Genomic DNA, 21,373 nt, shown 5'->3' with positions numbered 1-21,373 from the left:
ACTGGTTTCTGGGGCTCCCCTGTTCGGGGAGGGTGCAGGTGAGCGGTATACGTCCGGTTTTGTCTGATGAGTTACGTACGGATTGATCTCTTTGCGTACGTACGGATCAAGGGCCGGGGGTCTCGGGTGCCGGGGTCTCCGCTGCGAGGGCCTCGGGCGTGTGGGGCTCCGCCACCACGTGCAGCATGTCCACCTCGCGCGGCAGCGTCAGCCGGTCCTCGGCCAGGTCGGCGGCGATGCGTACGGCGCCGGCGAGCGGATCGCCCGCGGCCGGAACCTGTCGCGCATACGGCAGCCGGTCCGTCAGCGCGGCACGCAGGGGTACGAGCAGGGGGTCGCCCATCTTGAACAGTCCACCCGTAAGGGCGACTTGGACTTCCCCGGTGACCTCGTCGCTGGTGGGACAGACCGCGTGGGCCGCGTCGGCGATGTGCCGGGCTGCCTCGGCCAGGATGCCCGCGGCCACCGGGTCGCCGTCCGCGCAGACGGCCACCTCGGGTGCGAAGGACGCGAGCAGGGCGGGGCGGTCGGTGCGCGGGTAGAGCTGCCCGGGCCAGGTGTCGGCCGGGCCGAACATCGCCTCGCCGCGCGCCAGGAGCGGGGCCGATCCCCCGGAGCGTCCGTCGTGCGCGCGCAGGGCCGCTTCGAGTCCGGCTCGCCCGATCCACGCCCCGCTGCCGTGGTCGCCCAGCAGATGGCCCCAGCCGTCCGCCCTGCGCCAGCTCGTCCGCTCCATGCCGATCGCGATCAGACCGGTGCCGGCCGCGACCACCGCACCCGGCCGCTGCCCCAGTGCGCCCACGTACGCGGTGACCCCGTCTGCGGCCAACGCGAGCCTGTGCACGCCCAGTTCGCGTGCCAGCGCGGACGGCAGGTCGGCGCGCAGGGAGTCACCCAGAGAGGTGTAACCCGCGGCCCCTACGGTGACGGCGGCGAGTGTGGCGATCCCCGCGTCCGCCATCAACTGCCGCGCCATCGGCACCAGTTGCTCCACCAGATGCCCGGAGTCGATACCGCGCGGCCCCGTCCGCACCGGCTCCCTGGACTCCAGCGGAGCCGTACTCCCGCCGTCCAGGCCCTCCTGGCCACCCTTGACCGCCAGTACGGCCCGCAGACCCGAACCCCCGGAGTCCACACCCAGTACGCCCGACAGCTCGCCGGGACCGGTCACGGCAGCCGCCAGTCCACGGGTTCGCCGCCCTGACGGACCAGCAGGTCGTTGGCGCGGCTGAACGGGCGCGAACCGAAGAAGCCGCGGTCCGCCGACATCGGCGAGGGATGCGCCGACTCCACCGACGGCAGGTCACCGAGCAGCGGCCGGAGGTTACGGGCGTCGCGCCCCCACAGGATCGACACCAGCGGCCCACCACGCTCGGCCAGCGCTCTTATCGCCTGCTCCGTGACCTCCTCCCAGCCCTTGCCCCGGTGCGCGGCGGGACGGCGCGGGGCTGTGGTCAGCGCCCTGTTGAGCAGCAGCACGCCCTGCTTGGTCCAGGGCGTCAGGTCGCCGTTGGACGGCTGCGGCAGACCCAAGTCGCTGCCCAGCTCCCGGTAGATGTTGATGAGGCTGCCGGGCAGCGGCCGCACCTCGGGCGCGACCGAGAACGACAGCCCCACCGCATGTCCCGGTGTCGGATAAGGGTCCTGGCCGACGATGAGAACCCGGACCTCCTCGAACGGCTGCTGGAAGGCACGGAGCACATTCGAGCCCGCCGGGAGATAGGTGCGTCCCGCGGCGATCTCCGCACGCAGGAAGTCGCCCATCTCGGCGATCCGTCCGGCCACGGGTTCCAGGGCCTTGGCCCAGCCCGGTTCGACGATTTCATGCAACGGTCGTGGAGCCACGGCGTCACCCTACTGGCGCCCGGACGGGCTCCATCAACCGGTGGCCGCGGAACGACCAAGCGTGATACGTCCGTTGACGGCCAGGGGTGGCCAGGGCTCAACAGGTGACCGCGAGAGCTCAGTCGATCACCGCCGCCCGTACGCACAGCACATCCGGCAGATGCGACGCCAACTGCCGCCAGCTGTCCCCGTCGTCGGCCGAGGCGAACACCTCTCCGTTCCGATTGCCGAAGTACACGCCCGCCGGGTCCGCGCCGTCGGTGCACATCGCGTCGCGCAGCACCGTGCCGTAATGGTCCTCTTGCGGAAGTCCCGCCGAGAGCGCCTCCCAGGTCTTGCCCGCGTCCGCCGTGCGGAAGACCCGGCATCGGCGCTCGGCCGGGACCCGGTCCGAGTCGGCGGTGATCGGGAACACATACGCCGTGTCCCCGCGGTGCGGGTGAGCGGCCGCGGCGAATCCGAACGTGGACGGCAGGCCCTCGCCGATGTCCGTCCAGTGCGCGCCCGCGTCGTCGCTTCTGTAGACACCCCAGTGGTTCTGCAGATACAGCCGGTCCGGCGTCGCCGCGTCCTGTGCGATCTTGTGCACGCACTGGCCGAACTCCGGGTTCGGATCGGGCAGGAACACCGCGGAGACACCGGAGTTGGAGGGCGCCCAGCTCTCACCGCCGTCCTGCGTACGGAAGACACCGGCCGTGGAGACAGCGACCGTCACCGCGCGCGGATCGCGCTGGTCCGTGATGACCGTGTGCAGGCCCTCTCCGCCGCCGCCTGGCACCCACTGCGAGCGCGTCGGGTGCTCCCACAGGGGACGGACGAGTTCGAAGGTCTCGCCGCGGTCCTCGGAGCGGTACAACGCGGCCGGTTCCGTGCCCGCGTACACCACGTCCGGCTCGGCCGCCGCCGGATGCAGCTGCCACACCCGCTCCAGCGAAGCCCCCGTGTCCTGGGGGAACTTGACCGCGGGCTTGGCCGGTTCGGTCCAGGTGCGGCCCAGGTCGTCGGAGTGGAACACGGACGGGCCCCAGTGCGCGCTGTCCCCGCCGACGAGGAGCCGCGGCACATCGCCGCGGGTGTCGATGGCGACGGAGTAGACGGCCTGCGCGTTGAAGTACGGACTGTCGTCGAACTCCCAGGCGCCGCCGCGCCGTCGCCCGATGAACAGGCCTTTCCGTGTGCCTACGGTGAGCAGTACGTCGGCCATGCCGACCACCTCCGGACGTCGTTGTCAGCAGACACGGGTCAGTCTGCACCCAGGCACTGACAATCACCTCTGGACGCGCCATCCGCGCAGGTCAGACGGTATCTCGGCGACCAACGGTGATGTGGGGAACGTCTCCCTGTGAGCACCGGGGCGATCGCTCGCGTATGGGAGGGAGGGGGACTGGTGCGTCGGTGAGGAGATTGGGGCGTTCGATGGCGGCATTCCGTGGTCCGAAGGTGTGGCTGTGGCGATGGCGGCGCAACCCGCTGCGGCGCCGCAGCGACGAACTGGAGTCCTGGCTCCTGCTCACCACCTGGACCCTGATGCTGGTCACCGGTCTGTTCGCCGGACTGGGGACGGCACACGCGGTCGAGAGCACCCTGGCCCAGCAGCGCGCCGAGTGGCATCCCGTCCTCGCCCTGACCACTAAGAACACCCCCGCCGCGAGCACCTCCGCGGCCAGCCACGAACGGATCTGGGCCGAGGTGCGCTGGACCGCGGCGGATGGTGCGCCGCACACCGGCCAGGCGCGTGTCGACCCCGGCAGCACCGCCGGTACCCCCGTCGTCGTGTGGACGGACCGCGACGGCCGCCTCGTCACCAAGCCTGCCAGCGCGCACCAGGCCGGACTGCGGGCCGGAATGTCCGGGGTGCTGGTGGGCGCCTGCGCCGCCGCCGTGCCCCTCGGCGGCGGGCGGCTGTTGCGCAAGCGCCTGGACCAGCGGCGCATGGAGCAGTGGGACGCGGAATGGGAGAAGTTCGGCCCGCAGTGGGGGAGGAAGACGGGCTGAGGGGGCGCGCTCAGACGGACCGGTGGTACTGGTCCGGAACGTGCGCCTCGGCGCCGAGTTCCCGCGCCGCATGCCGGGCCCATGACGGGTTGCGCAGCAGCTCCCGGCCCAGCAGCACCGCGTCCGCCTCACCATTGGCGACGATCTTCTCGGCCTGCTCGACCTCGGTGATCAGGCCGACCGCGGCGACGGGCATGGACGTCTCGCTCTTCACGCGGGCGGCGAAGGGAACCTGGTAGCCCGGGCCGACGGGGATCCGGACCCCCGAGGCGTTGCCGCCGCTGGAGACGTCCAGCAGATCGACGCCATGGGCAGTCAGTTCGGCGGCGAAGCGGACCGTGTCGTCGGCCGTCCAGCCGTTCTCCTCCAGCCAGTCGGTGGCCGAGATCCGGAAGAAGAGGGGCTTGTCGTCCGGCCATACGGCCCGTACGGCGTCGACGACTTCGAGAGCCAGGCGTGTGCGGTTCTCGTACGAGCCGCCGTACGCGTCCGTGCGGCGGTTGGAGTGCGGGGAGAGGAACTCACCGATCAAGTAGCCGTGCGCACCGTGGATTTCGACGATCTCGAAGCCGGCGGCGAGAGCGCGCCGCGCGGCGTCGGCGAACTGCTCGACGACCTCCCGGATCCCCTCGACCGTGAGCTCGGTCGGCACCGGGTGGTTCGCGTCGAAGGGGAGCGGGCTGGGCCCGAGCGGCTGCCAGCCGTGCACCTCGGGACCGACCGGAGCGCCGCCCTTCCACGGGCGGTCGGTCGAGGCCTTGCGTCCGGCGTGCGCGAGCTGCACGGCCGGAACGGTGCCCTGCCCCTTGAGGAAACCGGTGATCCGGCGGAAGGCCTCGGTCTGTGTGTCGTTCCAGATGCCGAGGTCGTACGGCGAGATCCGGCCCTCGGCGCTGACGGCCGTGGCCTCGACGACGATCAGCCCCGTACCGCCGGTGGCGCGCGCCGCGTAGTGCGCGAAATGCCAGTCGTTCGGGGCGCCCACGTCCGGGCCTTCGGGCGCCGCCGAGTACTGGCACATCGGGGGCATCCAGACTCGGTTCGGGATGGTCACATCGCGCAGGGTGTAGGGCTCGAAGAGCGCGCTCACGGCGGACTCCAATCGTCACGGGGCCGGGTTACGACTCGTACGATAAGCATCGTAGTACGGGAGATGTCAAACTACGAGAGTTCTCGTACAATGAAACCCTCCGGAGCGATACTGCCCTCGGAGACCTGGGAACCCGCCGGACCTCCGGACCCGAAGGCCCGAGCACAAGGACTGGAGCCCGCCGTGACGACCGCCGCCCCCACCAGCAGCCGTGAACTCCCGCACCCCACACGCGAGGAGCTCCGGCTGGAAGCCGTGCTGCACGCACTCTCCGACCCCATGCGGCTCCTGGTCGTACGAGAGCTCGCCGCCGACGGCGACGAGCTCTCCTGTTCGCACTTCGACCTGCCCGTCACCAAGTCCACGACCACGCACCACTTCCGGGTGCTGCGCGAGAGCGGAGTGATCCGGCAGGTCTACCGGGGCACCGCCAAGATGAACGGGCTGCGCCGGGACGACCTGGACGATCTCTTCCCGGGACTTCTCGACAGCGTCCTCGCCGCCGCCGCTCGTCAGGCCGACCGCCTCGAGGACAGCTGAACCGCCCTTGGAGACACGGCAGTTGAAGAGCAAGCCCCTTACCGGGCGTTCGCCGCCCGGGCCGCCTCCATCAGCGACTGCCAGTCCGGAAGCTTCACCACGCTCCGACCCAATGAGGCCCCCAGCTCCGCCTCCGCCCGCTCGATCGCCAGCCAGCCCGACCACTCGACCGGCCGCAGACCCTCCGCACGCAGCACCTCGAGGGGATCGTCCGGCACCTCACGGCGTACGAGTTCGGGGGCGTCCTCCAGCAGCGAGGTCACCGTCTCCTTCGAGCAGGGCCGGTTGGTGCCGATCACTCCCGTCGGACCCCGCTTGATCCACCCCGCCACGTACTCGCCCGGCGCCACCGAGCCCTCGCGCAGGACCCGTCCCGCGAGATGCGGCACCGTGCCGCGTTCGGCGTCGAAGGGCAGACTCTCCAGCGGCACCCCGCGATAGCCGACCGAGCGCAGGACCAGCTGCGCCTCGATGTCCTCGTACTGCCCCGTGCCCGTCACGCCGCCGTGTCCGTCCGGCACCGTCCGCTCGAAACGCACCGCGCCGACCCGTTCCCCGGCGGGGAGCAGCTCGACCGGGCGCAGGAAGAAACGGAGCCGGATCCGCCGGGAACCGCCACTCGGTGGCTGGGTGGCCCAGCCGCGCAGCACCTCCACGTTGCGGCGCTGGGCGGCGGGGAGCGCGGAGGGGTCCGCGTACGCCGGATCGAGCGCCAACTCCTCGGGGTCCACGACCACTTCGGTGTCGGGCAGTGTGCCCAGCTCCCGTAGCTCCTTGGTGGTGAAGCGGGCCTGGGACGGGCCGCGCCGCCCCACCATCTGGATGTCCCGCACCTGGCTGTGGGCCAGCGCGGCGAGGGCTCCCTGCGGCATGTCGGTGGGGCTCAGCTCCGCGGCGCTGCGGGCCAGCATCCGGGTCACGTCCACCGCGACGTTGCCCACGCCGATGACGACGGCCGCCCGCGCGCCGAGCACGAAGCCGTCGGCGGTGGCGTCCGGATGCGCGCTGTACCAGGACACGAACTCGGTCGCCGACCAGCTCCCCGGCAGCTCCTCGCCGGGCACTCCGAGATGCCGGTCGGTGGCGGCTCCCACGCAGTACACGACCGCGTGGTACAGCTCCCGCAGCCGGGCGGCCGGCACCCCGCCCGGGCCGACCTCGACACCGCCCAGGAACCGCACCCGCTCGTGCTCCAGAACCGTACGCAGATTGTTCTGCAGCGACTTGATCTTCTCGTGGTCGGGGGCCACGCCGTACCGCACCAGTCCGTACGGGCACGGCAGCCGGTCCAGTACGTCCACGTGGACCCCCGGCACCTGGCTCTGCTGGACGAGACTCTGCGCGGCGTAGACCCCACTCGGCCCCGAACCGACCACGGCGACGTGCAGCACGGCGGAACTCCTTCCCGTAGGAGAACGAGGAGATCGCTGCTACCTCCAGAATCGCACCGAGCCGCCGTCCACGGGAGGGCCACGAACGCGTCGCTACGCCACCGGAGTGCACCACCCGGGCGCCGTGCGTGCCGTCGTCAGGGCATGTCCCGCATCTTGTTGATCTCCGTCGTCTGCTGGGCGATCACGTCGTCGGCCATTTCGCCGATCTGGACGTTGTTGCCCTGTGCGAGCACATCCGTGGCCATGGTGATGGCGCCGTCGTGATGGGTGATCATCAGCTTGATGAACAGCTCGTCGAAGGCCTTCCCCTTTGCGGCACGCAACTTCTTGAGCTGGGCCTCGGTCGCCATACCGGGCATCGCTTCATGGTCGTGCGCCTGGCCCTTCTTCGCGCCGCCGTGCGCGTGCTGCCAGGCCTTCATGGCGTCGATCTCCGGCCCCTGCGCGGCCGCGATCCGCTCGGCGAGGCGCTTGACCTGGGTCGACTCGGCGCGTTTCGGGGCGAGTTCGGTCATGTCCAGGGCCTGGGCGTGATGCTCGATCATCATCCGCGCGTAGTCGAAGTCCGCCGAGTTGGGGGAGTCGTCGGGCAGCCGCTTCTCGGCGTCCTCGGCGGAGAGCGTCTCGGCCGCCTCGCCCGGTTTCCCCGGAGCGATCACCGAAGGGCCCTTGCCCGACGCGGACTTGGGGTCGTCGTCCGAACCGGTGCAGCCGGCGAGCGTGAGCACGGCGACCGTCACGGAGGCGGTGACCATGTGACGGTACGTACGACGGATGAGCACAGCGGCCTCCTGTGGCACATGAAAGGGCGGACACCTTGTGGGTGTTGAGAGACGTCCTACCCCGTTACCGATCGCCGATGACATGTTGCCGTTCGTGAATGATCGGAGAGATTCGTTACGACTGCATTGCGCCCTGTTGTTCTGAGCATGATGAAGACGATACTGCCGTGGTGCCTTAACCGTTCAACTGCGAACGGCTACAAGGGAGGACGCAGTGACCCTGTTGAACAACCACCGAACACGGCGCAGACGACTGGGAGTTGTCGCCACCGCGGCCGGACTCCTGGCCGCGCTGCTCACGGCCGGTCCGGCGGTCGCCACCCCGGACCCGGGGGACACGCCGGCCACCCCGGACAAGGTCTCCAAGAGCAAGGCGGCCGAGGTCAGGGAAGCGATCGAGAGCGGCGACATACCCGGCAAGGACGAGATCGTCCACTCGGACAACATCACCCACGTCGGCAACACCCCCAAGGACGCCCTGCCCGGCACCAACTCCGACCTGGCCTTCCAGGGGAAGTACGCGTACGCCGGCAACTACGACGGCTTCCGCGTCTTCGACATCAGCAACCCCAAGGCCCCGAAGACGGTCGCCCAGGTGCTCTGCCCCGGCTCGCAGAACGACATCTCCGTCTCCGGCAACCTGCTCTTCCTCTCCACCGACTCCTCGCGCAGCGACAACTCCTGCAACAGCACCTCGCAGCCCGCGACCGAGAAGTCCTCGTGGGAGGGCATGAAGATCTTCGACATCAGCGACAAGCGGAACCCCCGCTACGTCGCCGCCGTCGAGACCGCCTGCGGCTCGCACACGCACACGCTGGTGCCCGAGCGCCGGAACGTCTACGTGTACGTCTCCTCGTACTCGCCCAGCGCCACCTTCCCGGACTGCAAGCCGCCGCACGACGGCATCTCGGTCATCAAGGTGCCCCGCAAGGCGCCCCAGAAGGCGGAGGTCGTCGGCTTCCCGGTGATCTTCCCCGGTGAGGGTCCCGACGGCGGCGGCAACCCCGGCGCACCCACCAACCCGGGCGTCTCCAAGACCACCGGCTGCCACGACATCACCGTGCTGCCCTCCAAGGACCTCGCGGCGGGCGCCTGCATGGGCGACGGCATCCTGTTCTCCATCAAGGACCCGGAGAACCCGAAGGTCATCGACCAGGTCCAGGACAACGTGAACTTCGCGTTCTGGCACTCGGCGACCTTCAACCAGAAGGCGAACAAGGTCGTCTTCACCGACGAGCTGGGCGGCGGCGGCGCGGCCACCTGCAACGCGGCCATCGGACCCAACCGCGGCGCCGACGGCATCTACGACCTCGTCGGCAAGGGCGACAAGCGCAAGCTGGTCTTCAAGAGCTACTTCAAGATCCCGCGCCACCAGGCGGACACCGAGAACTGCGTGGCCCACAACGGCTCGCTGATCCCCGTCAAGGGCAGGGACATCATGGTCCAGGCCTGGTACCAGGGCGGCGTCTCCGTCTGGGACTTCACCAACTCCTCGAAGCCCAAGGAGATCGCCTACTTCGAGCGCGGTCCGATCGCCACAGACGCCCTGACGTTCGGCGGTAGCTGGTCGGCGTACTACTACAACGGCTACATCTACTCGAACGACACCGCTAAGGGCTTCGACGTCCTGAAGATCAGCGACCGGCGTACGGACCCGGCGAAGTGGATCCGTATGTCCGAGCTGAACGTGCAGACCCAGCCGGACTACTTCGGCTGGTGGGGCTGATCGGCGCGGCCGGCTCGGCTTGCCGCGTCGGCTTCGCGGTCCTGGGGCGAGAAGAATCGTGACAGGTCTGCGCCACAGGTCCCGCCGGGCGCTTCGGCGTCCGGCGGGACACCCAGCTCCCAGTCGAGCCGGTACCGCTTGAACAGCTCGGCCCGCAGGGTCGCCAGCGGCATCGGAACGCCCGGCACCAGGGCCGCGAACACCGAGCCCATCAGCAGCGCCCGCAGCATCGGATAGTCGGCGGCGGGGTCCGCGGAACCGTACCGGGAGACGGTGTCCTTGAGCAGCTCCGCCAGGCGCTGCTGCTCCGGGCACTGCACCAACCCCTCGGCCTGCAGTATCCCGGCCATGTGCTGGCGCATCAGCACCGGATGGTCCCGGGCCAGGCCCAGGACCGCGTCGATGGCGCGCGCCAAGCGCTCCCGCCCGTCCTCGGTGCGCGGCTCCCGCTCCAGCGCCTCCCGGAGCGTGCAGTGCATCAGCCGGTGGACAGCCGACTGCACGAGCTGCCGCTTGCCCGGGAAGTAGTACGAGACGAGTCCGCGCGCGGAGCCCGCACGGTCCGCGATGTCGCCAAGTGTTGTCGCCTCGTAACCATGCGCGCTGACCAGCTCAAGTGCCGCCTGCAGCAGCTTTTCCCGGGATCGCCGCCGCAACTCTTCATTGACCGAGCGGCTGCGGGGGGACATCCTGTAACTCCTGTGTTGACTGGCTGCCAGCCAACTATACTCAGCGGGTCCATGGCGACCCCTTCTCAGGGGTCCCTCTCGGGCTGCCGTCCGCCTGGGCGACGCGGGGGATCGTCCAGGCGGACGGGAATCTCAGAGCCGTCAGCCGACCAGGTCCAGCACCGGTCGCAGCCCGTCCGGGCGCTCGGTCACCGGCAGATGGTCGACGAAGTGCACCCCGCAGCCCAGAGCCGCCGCGCCGCCGTCCGCATGGCGGCTGTCGCCCACCATCAGCACGTCCCGCGGATCGACGCCGAGGGCGTCGCAGGCGATCGCGAACAGGCGTGGGTCCGGCTTCTGGATGCCGTGTTCGTACGACAGGACGTAGGTGTCGACGTACGGGTCGATGCCGTGGTCTCGGAAGACGGGCCGCAGATCCCAGCCGATGTTGCTGACCACGCCGACCGCCACACCGCGCTCACGCAGCGCGCCCAGCACCTCGGCCGTGTCGGGGTACGGGCGCCACGCGGCCGGTGCCATATGGCGGGCGTACAGCGCGTCGTGCAGGGCGGGATCGGGCAGCGGCACCTGACGGGAGAGGCCGGTGTACGCGGCGCGGTGCAGCGCGGCGCTCTTGTCGCGGATCTCCCACACATGGGCGAGCTCATCGGGGATCCGCCGCGAGGGGAAGGACCCGCCGGGCAGCGCGCCCACCTCGTCCAGTTCCCGGGCCGCGCGGATCAACTCGGGCTCGGGGAGGGACACTTCGGCCTCGGCCAGCGTCGTGCGCAGCCAGGACTCGGTGGATTCGATACGGAAGAGCGTTCCGGAGAAGTCGAATAAGACAGCAGTCACGCGCTGGACCTTACCGGTGTTCCTGTTCTTCCTGTTGGGCAAGTGGCCGCTGTGGCACATCGGGCGAAGGCGCCCGCCACCGCTCGTACGCCACCACCGTCAGCGCGACGGTCAGCGCGCCGAGCAGCCAGCCGCCGAGCACGTCCGTCGGCCAGTGCACGCCGTTCCAGACGCGGGTGAGGCCCACACCGATCACGGAGACCGCCGCGAGGGTCAGGGCGATGCGCCACAGGACGCGCCCGGCGCCGTACAGGTGCAGGAGCCACAGCAGCAGGCCGCAGACCACCACCGCCGTCATGGCGTGGCCGGACGGGAAGGCGGCGTAGTGCGCCGAGTCCACGGGGTCGCGCCACACGGGGCGCTCCCGGCCGACCGCGGCCTTCATGCCCTGCTGGAGCAGGGTTCCGAGCAGGGTGGCGGCAGCCAGCCACAGGGCGGGCCGCCAGGCCGAGCGCCGGATGATCAGCCAGAGCACGGTCGCCGTGGCCAGGGCGCGCATGGTCCAGGGGTCCCAGACCCAGTCCGTCAGGATGCGGGACGTCTGCGTGACGTCGGGCTCGTCGACCGCCCACCCGTGCGTCGTACGCGCGATGTCGCCGTCCAGGTCCATCAGCGGGCCCCAGGACAGGGCGACGAGCGCGATCAGCAGCACGGACGGGACAGCGAGGGCCACCGCGGCGCGGACGGCGGTTGTGGGGGCCGCGGTGCGGGGTGGCGAGTCGACGGTGGGGGAGTGCATGGAACGATTCTCGCGGACCGCTGGGGCCGAAGGCCAACTCCGGGGCGTACGGCGACTTGTGCGCTTCGTTACCCCAGCGCCCGTAGCCCCGGCACGAACGCCACCAGCAGCGGAACCACGGGCACCAGCGCCGCGGACGCCGTGAGCCGCAGCCGATGGACGGGCGGAAGGCGGTCCGGGGGAGTGAGCAGACGGTTCACACGCTGCGGGACATGGGCCTGCGGGGTGGGGCAGGGGCCGAACACGCCCCGGTCCTCGTTCAGTTCCACCAGTGCGAGGGCGGTCGTCAGGCGGCCGAAGCGGCGGGACGCCATGTCGTCGGCGGCCAATTCGACCAGGCGGTGCATCTCGTCGCGGAACGCGGCGAACACGGGGACCTGCGGAAAGCCGTTGGCCAGCGCCGCCGAGGAGTGCAGCAGCCAGTCGTGCCGGGCTCGGGCGTGCCCCTGCTCGTGGGCGAGTACGGCGTCCAGCTGGCTCCCTTTGAGGCGGCGCAACGCGGCGGTGGTGATGACGAGTTGGGGAGCTGCCCCGGGCAGCCACCAGGCATCCGGGCGCTCGCCTTCGAGCACGACGAGGCGGTCGCCGCCGGGCTCCTCGCCGGGCAACAGCGGGGCGCGCACCTGGAGTTCGGCCCGCTCGCGGCGGCGGCGCGCACGGGCCCGTACGATCTCGCGGACCAGCATCGCCGCGGTCCACAGGCCGCCGCAGGCGAGCGCCACGGCGGTCGCGGCGGCCCAGGGGCTGGCTTCGGCGAGTGCGTAGGCGTCCACGACGTGGTGCGGGGCCGGTGCGAACACATGGCCGCGCACCGCCTGCCAGGCGGCAGCCGCGCTGAGGGTCATCGACAGCACGCAGCACAGCAGGACCGCCACCACCACGCACTGCCACACCCAGAGGGCGACCACCGGTTCGCGGTCCGCCCAGTCGGCTCGGGCGAGCAGCCGCGGAGCCAGGACGGCGGCCAGGGCGCCGAGCAGCAGCAGTGCCGCGGGGACCATCATGGGGCCAGCCTATTTGGGCGGCGCGGCAAGGGGATACGGGCTGCCGGGGCAAAGTGACACAGACCACGATCTCGTACAGGCCCCGCGCACGCCCGTCACATGGTGAGCAGCATGGCGAGCATCCCGATGCCCATCGAGAGCCGGCAGGCACACGCCAGTTCCGGGCGATCGGCCAGTTGGACCGTGCGGGCGCCTCGGGTGCCTCGGGCGCCCCCTTCGGGTCTGGCGACGGCGACCGGCACCAGGCGCGTACCAGTCCACAGCACATACCCGGTGAAGTACGCGAGGAGCGCCCCCGTCAGCACGGGTGGCCCGGAGTGGGTCCCGCCCGCCATCACCGCCGCCATGTAGACCATCGCGGACGCGCCCACCAGGTGGTGAAGGTGATGGCGGTCAGCCCGCGCCGCCCACAGGGCCTGCAGCGCGGCTATGCCGAACACGGCCGCGCCGGCGAGCCAGGCCCAGCGCGGCGGCGACAGTGCGGCGGCGGGTACGGCCATCGCGGCCATGCCGAATCCCATGAGCGCCTCACCGCCCGCCGTACGTCGCTGCGCCTCGACGGAACTCCGCATCCGCAGCAGACCGTAGACCCCGGTCGCCGCGCACAACGCGACGAGCAGCCAGAGCGCCGGCACCGGTCCGTGCACCGCGCACCTCCTCGATCGACGGTGTTCGGACAGTCCGGTCGAAGAGATGCCCCGGCCTGCTCGCGTGCACGCGAGCGCAAGGGTGTACGCGGGGAGCGCCCGGGGTTCACTTCCCTCCGGAGCGGGCGCTGCGCGCCGGGCGGAGCGGACACCGTACGCTCGCAGCATTGGTACGACTGCAGGACTGCACGCACTCGGGGGCGCACAGGCATGACGACAGCGAATGGGCGGGCGACAGCGGGGGACACCGTCGGGGAGGTGGTGCGGCAGTGGCGGACGGTGCATCCCGACCTGGACACCAGTCCCATAGAGATCATCGGCCGTATCAACCGTTGTGCCGCCCTGCTCCGGGAGGCGGAGGACGCCCCGCTGCGCCATGCCGGGCTCACCCGTCCCGAGTTCGAGCTGCTGGCCGCGCTGCGCCGCACCGGCCGGGAGCTGACCCCCGGTGAGTTGGCCCGGGAGACCTTCTCCTCCGCCGCCGCCGTCGCCAAGCGGCTCAAGCAACTGACCGGGCGCGGCCTCGTCGAGCGCCGCGGCGACAGCCGCGACCGGCGCGTCGCCCACCTGCGTCTCACCGACGCCGGACGCGAGCTCGTCGATGAAATCGTCCCCGAACAACTCGCGTACGAGACGGCCGTCCTGTCCGGCCTCGACACCTCGACGCAGGGCGAACTCGGCGCGCTTCTGGGGGAGTTGCTGGGCCGACTGGAAGAACGACTGGGCGCTCCGCGGGTCTGAGCGCTTCCGTCGCGTCAGAAACTTCTTGGTTACCGCCCGTTGACATGAGACCTGTGTCACTCCTACGTTCGGCACGCCGGTTCGGTGAACCGGCTGACGTGCGAAATGTCGAACGATCCTGCGGTGGGGGGAGGTGTGTCCGCGATGTCGAACCGGTTCGACGAGGTGGCCGAAAGCAGCCGCACTCCCGAGCGCGACGGCGGCGCCACTCCTGCGACCGGCGGCGACAACCCTGCGACCAGCAGTCCCGAGTCTGCGACCAAGGGCAGCCGCATACCCGTGAACAGCGGCAGCCCCACCCCCGTCAACATCGGCGAGATCGCCCGCCTCGCCGGTGTCTCCCGCAGCACGGTCTCGTACGCCCTGAGCGGCAAGCGGCCGATCTCGGAGCGGACCCGGCTGCGTATCCAGAAGGTCATCGACGAGCACGGCTTCCAGCCCAACGCAAGTGCCCGCGCCCTGGCCCACGGCCGCACCCAGACCATCGGCGTGGTGTTCCCGCCGGCCGGCCGGCGCTACACCGACATGCAGCTCGACTTCCTCAGCGCGGTGATCGACGCCGCCGCCGTGCAGGACCACGACGTACTGCTGTCCCGCAGCGGTGAGGGCTCGGACGAGGCATTCGACCGGCTGGTGGGCCAACGCCGCGTGGACGGCGCGATCCTGATGGAGATACGCGTCCAGGACTCGCGGGTGGACCGGCTCCTCGGCACCGGGTTCCCCTTCGTCACCATGGGCCGGACCGCGGACCCCGACGCCCTGTCGTGGGTCGACATGGACTGGACGGAGCTCACCGCCCGCTGCGTACGGCATCTCGCCGAGCTCGGTCACCGGCGGCTCGCCCTGGTGAACCGGCCGCGGAAGCTGTTCGCCGTGGGCTACGAGGCCGCGCACCGAGGCGTCGACGGCTTCCGGGCGGCCGTCGGCGAACTGGGGCTGACCGGCGAGATCCACCACTGCGAGGACGACGCCTCCTCCGGCGAGGCGGTCGTCCGCGAAATCCTCGACCACGACCCGCAGACGACCGGCCTCGTCGTGCTCAACGAGGCCGCGCTCGTGGGCCTGTACCGCGGGCTCGACCGGGCGGGTCTGTCCGTGCCCGGCGATGTCTCGGTGACCGGAGTCGTCGGCGCCCGCTGGGCCGAGACGGTCACCCCGATGATGACCGGCTTCGACAACTCGTCGGACGTCATGGGCCGGCTCGCCGTGGACCTGCTGCTGGAACGGCTGGCGGGCTCCTCGACGGCAAGGCCCCGGCAGCACCTGCTCACCCCCGAACTCACGGTCCGCGCGAGCACCGGCCCCGCGCAGACGCGCAGTTGATCCACGCACCCCCTGGGAGACGCACATGTCGAACCGGTTCGACCGCCGCTCGTTCATGCGGATATCGGGCTCTGGAGTTCTCGCCGCGGGCCTCGCGGGCCCGCTCACCGCCTGCGGCGGCTCGGAGAGCGGCTCCTCCGGCTCCAACGAGCTCATCTGGTGGGACTACCTCGTCGAAGAGGCCCGCCAGCCCGGGATAAAGGCCCTCATCGCCGACATCGAGAAGCAGGTCGGCGTCAAGATCACCCGACGGAGCTTCCCGTTCGCCGAACTGGAGCCCGCGATCATCAAGGGCGCCGCATCCGGGGACCTGCCGGACATCGCGATCGTCGACAACACCTCGATGAACTCCTTCGTCCCGCAGGGACTCCTCACCGACCTCACCGACCGTGTGAAGGAATGGGGCCAGTCGAAGGCGTACTACGAGGGCCCCTGGAACAGCGGCGTCATCGACGGCAAGACGTACTCCGTCCCGAACAACTCCAACTGCCTCTGCCTGTACTACAACACCGAGATGCTCGAGGCCGCGGGCGTCGAGCCCCCGAAGACCTGGGACGAGCTCGCGGAGGCGGCGAAGAAGCTCACCAAGGGCGACACGTTCGGGTTCGCCATGAGCGCGATCAAGACCGAGGAGGGTGTCTTCCAGTTCGAGCCCTTCCTCTGGTCCACCGGCGGTGACCTGGACACCTTCGGCACGGACGGCGCCAAGGCGCTCGGGTTCCTCAAGGAGTTGGTGGACGCCGGCTCGATGTCGAAGCAGAGCGTGGGCTGGACGCAGCAGGACGCCAACACTCAGTTCGTGTCAGGCCGCGCGGCGATGCAGATCAACGGGCCCTGGCAACTGCCCGCCCTGCAGGAGCAGACGAAGGTCAAGTGGGGCGTCGTACCGATCCCCATCGACAAGGAGCCGGCGAGCTGCCTCGGTGGTGAGAACTGGGTGATCCTCAAGACCAGCGGCAAGGCCGACCAGTGCTGGAAGGCCATCGTGCGCAGCCAGGAGAAGACGGTCCTGGCCAAGTACCTCGACGGACTCGGCCTGTTGCCCGCCCGCTCCGACATGGCCGACGCGGGCAAGTGGGCCAGCGACCCCACACTCAAGGTCTTCGTGCAGGAGTTCGCCAACGCCCGCCCCCGCTCGTACGGCCCGAACTACCCGCAGATGTCGCAGGCGATGGCCGAAGCCCTCCAGGCGTCCCTCACGGGCAGCTCCAGCCCGCAGGCCGCCGCACGGAAGGCCGCGTCCGCCATCACGCCCAAGCTGAAGAAGTAAGGCAGGGAATGAGCCTTCAGGTGAAAGCCCGCGAGCCGCTGAAGGCGGTGGAGAAGACCGAGACCGTGCGGCGCGGCCGTTCCCTCGCGGTGCGCCGCACACGGGCCGGGTACGTCATGTCGGCGCCGGCCCTGCTGTTCCTCGGTGCGACCATGCTCTTCCCGCTCGCCTACAACTTCTGGACGTCCGTCCACGATGTCGCCATCGGTGATCTCCTCACGGGGGACTGGCAGTTCAGCGGCGCCGACAACTACGACAGCGTCGCCTCCGAAGGTGCCTTCTGGCACGCGGTGCGCGTCTCGCTGGTGTTCACGGCCGGTTCGCTGTTCTTCCAGTTCACGATCGGGTTCGCGCTGGCGCTGCTGTTCGTGAAGACGTTCCCGCTCGCGGGCCTGTTCCGGTCGCTGATGCTGGTGGCCTGGCTGCTGCCGCCGATCGTCAGCGGCACCCTCTTTCGCTGGATGCTCGACGCCGACGCGGGCGCGTACAACGAACTCCTGCGCCTCGTCGGCCTCGACTCCCTCGCCCACAACTGGCTGACCGACCCCAGCACCGCCCTGCCCGGCGTCATCGCCGCCAACATCTGGGTGGGCGTGCCCTTCAACATGCTGCTGCTTCTGGTCGGCCTGCAGTCCATCGACCCGACGCTCTACGAGGCCGCCGAAATCGACGGCGCGGGACCCTGGCAGCGACTGCGCCACATCACGGTCCCGATGATGAAGCCGGTCGCGGCCGCCGTCCTGCTGCTCGGCCTCATCTACACCTTCAAGGTCTTCGACCTGGTCTTCGTCCTCACCGGTGGCGGACCCGTCGACAGCACCAGAGTCCTGCCGCTGTACGTGTACGAGATCGCCTTCAAGCTCTTCCAGCTCGGCCGAGGCGCGGCGGCGGGCACGCTCCTGCTCGTCATCCCGCTGATCGTCGCGATCGTCTACGTACGGCGCCTGCGCAAGGAAGGAGCCACGTGAGCGACGCACACGCGGCCGCCGGGCCGCAGACAACGACGATGCCCGCACCTCTGCGCCGCGCGGGCGGAGAAGCGAACAGAGGACGCAGCATGACCCGCACCAAACGGCCCTGGCTGCTCACGCTCGTCGCTGGCGTCATCACGGCCTTCTTCCTGCTGCCGCTGTACTGGATGATCGCCACCTCGCTGAAGAAGCCCGACCAGGTGCTCGTCTCGCCACCGCAGTGGATCCCCTCGCCGTTCACCGGCGACAGCTACTCGCGGGCCCTCGACAAGCCGATGCTCGGCCAGGCGCTGCTCAACAGCGTCGCCATCTCGCTGGGCGTCGTGGCGCTGACACTGCTGCTCGCGGTGCCCTTGACCTACGCGGTCGCCCGGATCCGGATGCGTGGCTCCGGCGCGATGGTCCTGTCGCTCTTGGTGGCGCAACTGCTGCCGAGCATCGTGCTGGCCGCGCCGCTGTTCATCGTGCTGCGGCAGGTGGAGCTGACCAACACCCTCATCGGCCTGGTGATCGCCGATACGACGCTGACCTTGCCGTTCGCGGTCATCGTGCTGCGGCCACTGGTGCGGGCCATGCCCGTCGAGGTGGTGGAGGCGGCGCTGGTGGACGGCTGCGGTCTGCCGGGGGTGCTGTGGCGGGTCGTACTGCCGGTGATGCGACCGGGACTGATCGCGATCGGCGGCTTCTCGTTCCTGCTCGGCTGGGGCGAGTTCGTCTTCGGGATCACGCTGAACAGCGATCCGAAGGTGCAGCCGGTGACCGTCCTGCTCAACACCTTCGTCGGCCAGACGGGTACCGACTGGGGGCCCCTCATGGCGGTCGCCACGCTCGTCAGCATCCCCGTGGTATGCGTCTTCGCGATGCTCCAGCGCTACATCGTCGGCGGCCTGACCGCCGGCAGCGTCAAATCCTGACACCCACTTCAGCTTCGTAACTCCCCTCGTACGCAAGGAGATTCATGCCCGTCTTCCGTGTGCTCGACGAGGCCCTGGAAGTGCGGCACCGGCACGAGGTGCTGCGTGTCGAGGCCTGGGGCACGGACAGTGCCCGCGTCCGGGTCGCCCAGTACCGCATCCCCACGGACAGCGTCGGCGCCCTCGAGACGCCGCCGGAGCGCACCGGCACCCTGACCGTCGGCGCCGACAAGACCACGGCCCAACTGGTCAACGGCGAGCTGACCGTCACGGTCGCCTTCAACGGCGCCGAGTCACTGCTGACCTTCACTCGCACCAGCACCGGCGAGGAACTCCTCGCCGAGCGCCCGGAGCACCCCTGGTCCCCGGGCGCCCGCGAGTTCAAGGGCAACCGGTCCGGCGCGTACGAGATCCACCAGCGGTTCGCGGCGTACGAGGGCGAGCGGCTCTACGGTCTCGGCCAGCACACCCACGGCCGCCTCGACCACAAGGGCCTGGGCCTCGACCTCATCCAGCGCAACGGCGAAGTGTCCATCCCCTTCGTGCTCTCCAGCCGGGGCTACGGCCTCCTGTGGAACCAACCGGCCCTGGGCCGGGTCGAGTTCGCCGAGAACTCCACGCGCTGGACCGCCGACCAGGCCCGCGCGATCGACTACTGGATCACGGCCGCACCCACCCCGCGCGACATCCTCGCCCGGTACACCGACGCCACCGGCCACGCACCCGAACTCCCCGACTGGGCCAGCGGCTTCTGGCAGTGCAAGCTCCGCTACCGCACCCAGGACGAACTCCTCGCCGTGGCCCGCGAGCACAAGCGCCGCGGACTGCCCATGTCCGTCATCGTCTCCGACTACTTCCACTGGTCGGCGATGGGCGACTACCGCTTCGACCCCGACGAATGGCCCGACCCGCAGGCCATGGTCGACGAACTCGCCGAGCTGGGCATCGAGTTGATGGTCTCCATCTGGCCCACCGTGTCGCCCCTGTCGGAGAACTACGAGGACTTCCGCGACCGCGGCCTGCTCCTCGGCTCCGACCAGGGCGCCGAGGTGCACCACCTGGTCCAGGACAAGGGCATGGCGGCCCGCATGCAGGTCTCCGTCTACGACCCGACCAACCCCGACACCCGCGCGCACGTCTGGGACCTGGTCCGGCGCAACTACCTCGACCTGGGCATCCGCGTCTTCTGGCTGGACGCCTGCGAACCCGAACTCGACCCCGCCCACCACGAGAACACGACGTTGTACGCGGGCCCCGGCGCCCAGACCGTCAACGTCTACCCCCGCGACAACGCCCGCCTCTTCGCCGAGGGCATGGCCGCCGCCGGACAGCCCGGCACCGTCCTGCTGTCCCGCTCGGCCTGGGCGGGCTCCCAGAAGTACGGAGCGGCCGTCTGGTCCGGCGACATCCCCGCGACCTGGGACTCGCTGCGCTCACAGGTGCGGGCCGGCCTGTCCATCGCCGTCTCCGGCATCCCCTGGTGGACCACCGACATCGGCGGCTTCCACGGCGGAGACCCGGACGACCCGGCGTACCGCGAACTGATGATCCGCTGGTTCCAGTACGGCGTCTTCTGCCCCCTCTTCCGCCTGCACGGCGACCGCGAACCCCGCATGCCCTGGGGATACGCGCAGACCGGCGGCCCCAACGAGGTCTGGTCATACGGCGAGGAGGCGTACGGAATCCTGAAGGCGCAGCTCTTCCTACGCGAGCGTCTGCGCCCCTACCTCCACGAGCAGATGCGGATCGCGGCAGCCGACGGAGTGCCACCCATGCGGCCCATCTTCGTCGACTTCCCCCAGGACGCGGCCAGTTGGACCGTCGAGGACCAGTTCCTCTTCGGCCCGGACATCCTGGTCGCACCCGTCACGGAACCGGGCGCGCGCAGCCGCGAGGTGTACCTGCCGGCGGGCCATACCTGGACCGACGCCTGGACGGGAGGCACGTACGAGGGCGGCCGGACACTCACCGTCGAGGCGCCGATCGAACGCATCCCGGTTTTCACCACTCAGGGAGCCGAGCTGCCCCTCCGGGAGGAGGGCGAGTGATGGGCGGGGCCTATTCCTCGCCCGCGGTGTGGAGACCGAACACCGCGCCCTGCGGATCCCGCGGCACGGCGATGCGGCGGCCGTCCCCGATCGTGGTGGGTTCCATGAGGAGGGAGCCGCCGGCGGCGGTGCAGTCCTGCGCGGTCCTGTCGACGTCCTCGACGGCGAAATAGGGCAGCCAGTGGGACGGCACCTCGTGCGGGAACTTGTCGCCCATCTCCACCATGCCGCCGAAGTCGGCGCCCTCGATGCCCCATTGCGTGTACGACGCCGAGGCGCGGACCGTCCAGCCGAACACCGCCGTGTAGAAGGCGGTCACCGCCACGGGGTCGCGCGTCATCAGCTCGACCCAGCCGAGCGAACCCGGCGCGTTGAACAGTCCCGCGCCGGGAAAGGACCGTGCCTGCCACAGTTGGAAGGCCGCGCCGCCCGGATCGGTCACCACCGCGAAACGGCCCAGGTCGAACACGTCCATCGGCTCCATGAGGACCGCGCCGCCCGCGGCCCGTACCGCCGCCACGGCCGCGTCCGCGTCGGGCACCCAGAACGACACGTTCCAGGCGACGGGCTGCGACTCCTGGTACAGCGGGGTCAGCGCCGCGACCGGCGCCTCGCCGAGGTGCGCGATGGTGTAGCCGCCCGCCTCCTGACGCGGATCCGTCTCCGGACGCCAGCCGAAGATGTTCGTGTAGAACCGCTTGGCCGCGTCCAGATCACTGGTGCCCAGCTCGGTCCAGCAGGGGCCGCCGGGAACCGCCTTGTCCAGTTTCATGGTCGTCCCTTCGCCGGAAGCGCTCCTTGCACAGCACGCTAAACCCGGC

The 21,373-nt window shown here is 70.3% G+C and carries 21 protein-coding genes; 9 read left to right on the top strand and 12 right to left on the bottom strand.

What is annotated here, in order from left to right; translation table 11 throughout:
* Window positions 1–106: 106 nt before the first annotated feature.
* The 3 genes from OHT21_RS01760 to OHT21_RS01750 form a co-directional block, all read right to left on the bottom strand.
* Window positions 107–1,171 (bottom strand): N-acetylglucosamine kinase, encoded by a 1,065-nt coding sequence (locus tag OHT21_RS01760; RefSeq protein WP_328766357.1) that lies wholly within the window; start codon window positions 1,169–1,171, stop codon window positions 107–109.
* Complete coding sequence (locus OHT21_RS01755) at window positions 1,168–1,845, bottom strand: uracil-DNA glycosylase (RefSeq protein WP_328766356.1); 678 nt, start codon at window positions 1,843–1,845, stop codon at window positions 1,168–1,170. The genes OHT21_RS01760 and OHT21_RS01755 overlap by 4 nt, the downstream gene beginning before the upstream one ends.
* A gap of 118 nt (window positions 1,846–1,963) precedes the next feature.
* Window positions 1,964–3,049, bottom strand: coding sequence for a WD40/YVTN/BNR-like repeat-containing protein (locus tag OHT21_RS01750; protein ID WP_328766355.1), 1,086 nt, complete (start codon window positions 3,047–3,049; stop codon window positions 1,964–1,966).
* Between the two features lie 212 nt (window positions 3,050–3,261).
* On the opposite strand from OHT21_RS01750, the gene OHT21_RS01745 reads away from it, so the two are divergent.
* On the top strand, window positions 3,262–3,840 hold the full coding sequence (locus OHT21_RS01745) for an Rv1733c family protein (RefSeq protein WP_328766354.1): 579 nt from the start codon (window positions 3,262–3,264) through the stop codon (window positions 3,838–3,840).
* A 10-nt stretch (window positions 3,841–3,850) separates the two neighbouring features.
* Here the strand turns inward: OHT21_RS01745 and OHT21_RS01740 are convergent, their stop codons facing one another.
* Window positions 3,851–4,930, bottom strand: a complete 1,080-nt coding sequence (locus OHT21_RS01740) for an NADH:flavin oxidoreductase/NADH oxidase (RefSeq protein WP_328766353.1) — start codon at window positions 4,928–4,930, stop codon at window positions 3,851–3,853.
* Window positions 4,931–5,113: 183 nt separating this feature from the next.
* Here OHT21_RS01740 and OHT21_RS01735 point away from each other — a divergent pair, with 183 nt between their 5' ends.
* Entirely contained in the window at window positions 5,114–5,470 is a 357-nt protein-coding gene (locus OHT21_RS01735) for an ArsR/SmtB family transcription factor (protein WP_328766352.1), read from the top strand.
* Window positions 5,471–5,508: 38 nt separating this feature from the next.
* On the opposite strand, the gene OHT21_RS01730 is transcribed toward OHT21_RS01735, so the two are convergent.
* Window positions 5,509–6,861, bottom strand: a complete 1,353-nt coding sequence (locus OHT21_RS01730) for an FAD-dependent oxidoreductase (RefSeq protein ID WP_328766350.1) — start codon at window positions 6,859–6,861, stop codon at window positions 5,509–5,511.
* A gap of 137 nt (window positions 6,862–6,998) precedes the next feature.
* Complete coding sequence (locus OHT21_RS01725; protein WP_328773931.1) at window positions 6,999–7,619, bottom strand: DUF305 domain-containing protein; 621 nt, start codon at window positions 7,617–7,619, stop codon at window positions 6,999–7,001.
* A 241-nt stretch (window positions 7,620–7,860) separates the two neighbouring features.
* Between OHT21_RS01725 and OHT21_RS01720 the strand changes: the two genes are divergently transcribed.
* Complete coding sequence (locus OHT21_RS01720) at window positions 7,861–9,372, top strand: LVIVD repeat-containing protein (RefSeq protein ID WP_328766349.1); 1,512 nt, start codon at window positions 7,861–7,863, stop codon at window positions 9,370–9,372.
* Here the strand turns inward: OHT21_RS01720 and OHT21_RS01715 are convergent.
* The 5 genes from OHT21_RS01715 to OHT21_RS01695 form a co-directional block, all read right to left on the bottom strand.
* Window positions 9,351–10,061 carry a TetR/AcrR family transcriptional regulator gene (locus OHT21_RS01715; protein WP_328766348.1) on the bottom strand — a complete coding sequence of 237 codons (711 nt, stop codon included), beginning with the start codon at window positions 10,059–10,061 and terminating at the stop codon, window positions 9,351–9,353. The two genes, OHT21_RS01720 and OHT21_RS01715, sit on opposite strands and share 22 nt — an antisense overlap.
* 141 nt (window positions 10,062–10,202) lie before the next feature.
* Entirely contained in the window at window positions 10,203–10,895 is a 693-nt protein-coding gene (locus OHT21_RS01710; protein WP_328766347.1) for an HAD family hydrolase, read from the bottom strand.
* Window positions 10,896–10,905: 10 nt separating this feature from the next.
* Window positions 10,906–11,634 (bottom strand): phosphatase PAP2 family protein, encoded by a 729-nt coding sequence (locus OHT21_RS01705; protein ID WP_328766346.1) that lies wholly within the window; start codon window positions 11,632–11,634, stop codon window positions 10,906–10,908.
* Window positions 11,635–11,702: 68 nt separating this feature from the next.
* Entirely contained in the window at window positions 11,703–12,638 is a 936-nt protein-coding gene (locus OHT21_RS01700) for a M56 family metallopeptidase (protein ID WP_328766344.1), read from the bottom strand.
* Window positions 12,639–12,733: 95 nt separating this feature from the next.
* Window positions 12,734–13,285, bottom strand: coding sequence for a DUF5134 domain-containing protein (locus OHT21_RS01695; protein WP_328766342.1), 552 nt, complete (start codon window positions 13,283–13,285; stop codon window positions 12,734–12,736).
* Window positions 13,286–13,495: 210 nt separating this feature from the next.
* On the opposite strand from OHT21_RS01695, the gene OHT21_RS01690 reads away from it, so the two are divergent.
* From OHT21_RS01690 to OHT21_RS01665, 6 genes are all read left to right on the top strand, one after another.
* A complete protein-coding gene (locus OHT21_RS01690; RefSeq protein WP_328766341.1) occupies window positions 13,496–14,026 on the top strand; it encodes a MarR family winged helix-turn-helix transcriptional regulator in 531 nt (176 codons plus the stop codon).
* 144 nt (window positions 14,027–14,170) lie between these two features.
* The gene (locus OHT21_RS01685) at window positions 14,171–15,349 is read left to right on the top strand and encodes a LacI family DNA-binding transcriptional regulator (protein WP_328766340.1); all 1,179 of its coding nucleotides are present in this window, start codon (window positions 14,171–14,173) and stop codon (window positions 15,347–15,349) included.
* A gap of 25 nt (window positions 15,350–15,374) precedes the next feature.
* On the top strand, window positions 15,375–16,619 hold the full coding sequence (locus OHT21_RS01680; protein WP_328766339.1) for a sugar ABC transporter substrate-binding protein: 1,245 nt from the start codon (window positions 15,375–15,377) through the stop codon (window positions 16,617–16,619).
* Between the two features lie 8 nt (window positions 16,620–16,627).
* Window positions 16,628–17,587, top strand: a complete 960-nt coding sequence (locus OHT21_RS01675; protein WP_328766338.1) for a carbohydrate ABC transporter permease — start codon at window positions 16,628–16,630, stop codon at window positions 17,585–17,587.
* Between the two features lie 89 nt (window positions 17,588–17,676).
* Window positions 17,677–18,504: a carbohydrate ABC transporter permease gene (locus OHT21_RS01670; RefSeq protein WP_328766337.1), complete on the top strand. Its 828-nt coding sequence runs from the start codon at window positions 17,677–17,679 to the stop codon at window positions 18,502–18,504.
* A gap of 44 nt (window positions 18,505–18,548) precedes the next feature.
* On the top strand, window positions 18,549–20,552 hold the full coding sequence (locus tag OHT21_RS01665) for a glycoside hydrolase family 31 protein (RefSeq protein WP_328766336.1): 2,004 nt from the start codon (window positions 18,549–18,551) through the stop codon (window positions 20,550–20,552).
* 10 nt (window positions 20,553–20,562) lie between these two features.
* On the opposite strand, the gene OHT21_RS01660 is transcribed toward OHT21_RS01665, so the two are convergent.
* Window positions 20,563–21,324, bottom strand: coding sequence for a VOC family protein (locus tag OHT21_RS01660; protein WP_328766334.1), 762 nt, complete (start codon window positions 21,322–21,324; stop codon window positions 20,563–20,565).
* Between the last annotated feature and the right edge of the window lie 49 nt (window positions 21,325–21,373).

Origin of the sequence: Streptomyces sp. NBC_00286 (assembly GCF_036173125.1) — a bacterium.
Taxonomy (GTDB): Bacteria; Actinomycetota; Actinomycetes; order Streptomycetales; family Streptomycetaceae; genus Streptomyces.
Note: the sequence above shows the minus strand (reverse complement) of the source record. Positions and strands in the feature narration are given on the sequence as shown.

Excerpts from the sequence above, each read along its gene's own strand:
- OHT21_RS01675 (WP_328766338.1), top strand. The coding sequence starts at position 16,628 with ATGAGCCTTCAGGTGAAAGCCCGCGAGCCGCTGAAGGCGGTGGAGAAG.
- OHT21_RS01750 (WP_328766355.1), bottom strand. The coding sequence starts at position 3,049 with ATGGCCGACGTACTGCTCACCGTAGGCACACGGAAAGGCCTGTTCATC.
- OHT21_RS01715 (WP_328766348.1), bottom strand. The coding sequence starts at position 10,061 with ATGTCCCCCCGCAGCCGCTCGGTCAATGAAGAGTTGCGGCGGCGATCC.
- OHT21_RS01700 (WP_328766344.1), bottom strand. The coding sequence starts at position 12,638 with ATGATGGTCCCCGCGGCACTGCTGCTGCTCGGCGCCCTGGCCGCCGTC.
- OHT21_RS01685 (WP_328766340.1), top strand. The coding sequence starts at position 14,171 with ATGTCGAACCGGTTCGACGAGGTGGCCGAAAGCAGCCGCACTCCCGAG.
- OHT21_RS01660 (WP_328766334.1), bottom strand. The coding sequence starts at position 21,324 with ATGAAACTGGACAAGGCGGTTCCCGGCGGCCCCTGCTGGACCGAGCTG.
- OHT21_RS01690 (WP_328766341.1), top strand. The coding sequence starts at position 13,496 with ATGACGACAGCGAATGGGCGGGCGACAGCGGGGGACACCGTCGGGGAG.
- OHT21_RS01745 (WP_328766354.1), top strand. The coding sequence starts at position 3,262 with ATGGCGGCATTCCGTGGTCCGAAGGTGTGGCTGTGGCGATGGCGGCGC.
- OHT21_RS01680 (WP_328766339.1), top strand. The coding sequence starts at position 15,375 with ATGTCGAACCGGTTCGACCGCCGCTCGTTCATGCGGATATCGGGCTCT.
- OHT21_RS01665 (WP_328766336.1), top strand. The coding sequence starts at position 18,549 with ATGCCCGTCTTCCGTGTGCTCGACGAGGCCCTGGAAGTGCGGCACCGG.
- OHT21_RS01705 (WP_328766346.1), bottom strand. The coding sequence starts at position 11,634 with ATGCACTCCCCCACCGTCGACTCGCCACCCCGCACCGCGGCCCCCACA.
- OHT21_RS01725 (WP_328773931.1), bottom strand. The coding sequence starts at position 7,619 with ATGGTCACCGCCTCCGTGACGGTCGCCGTGCTCACGCTCGCCGGCTGC.
- OHT21_RS01670 (WP_328766337.1), top strand. The coding sequence starts at position 17,677 with ATGACCCGCACCAAACGGCCCTGGCTGCTCACGCTCGTCGCTGGCGTC.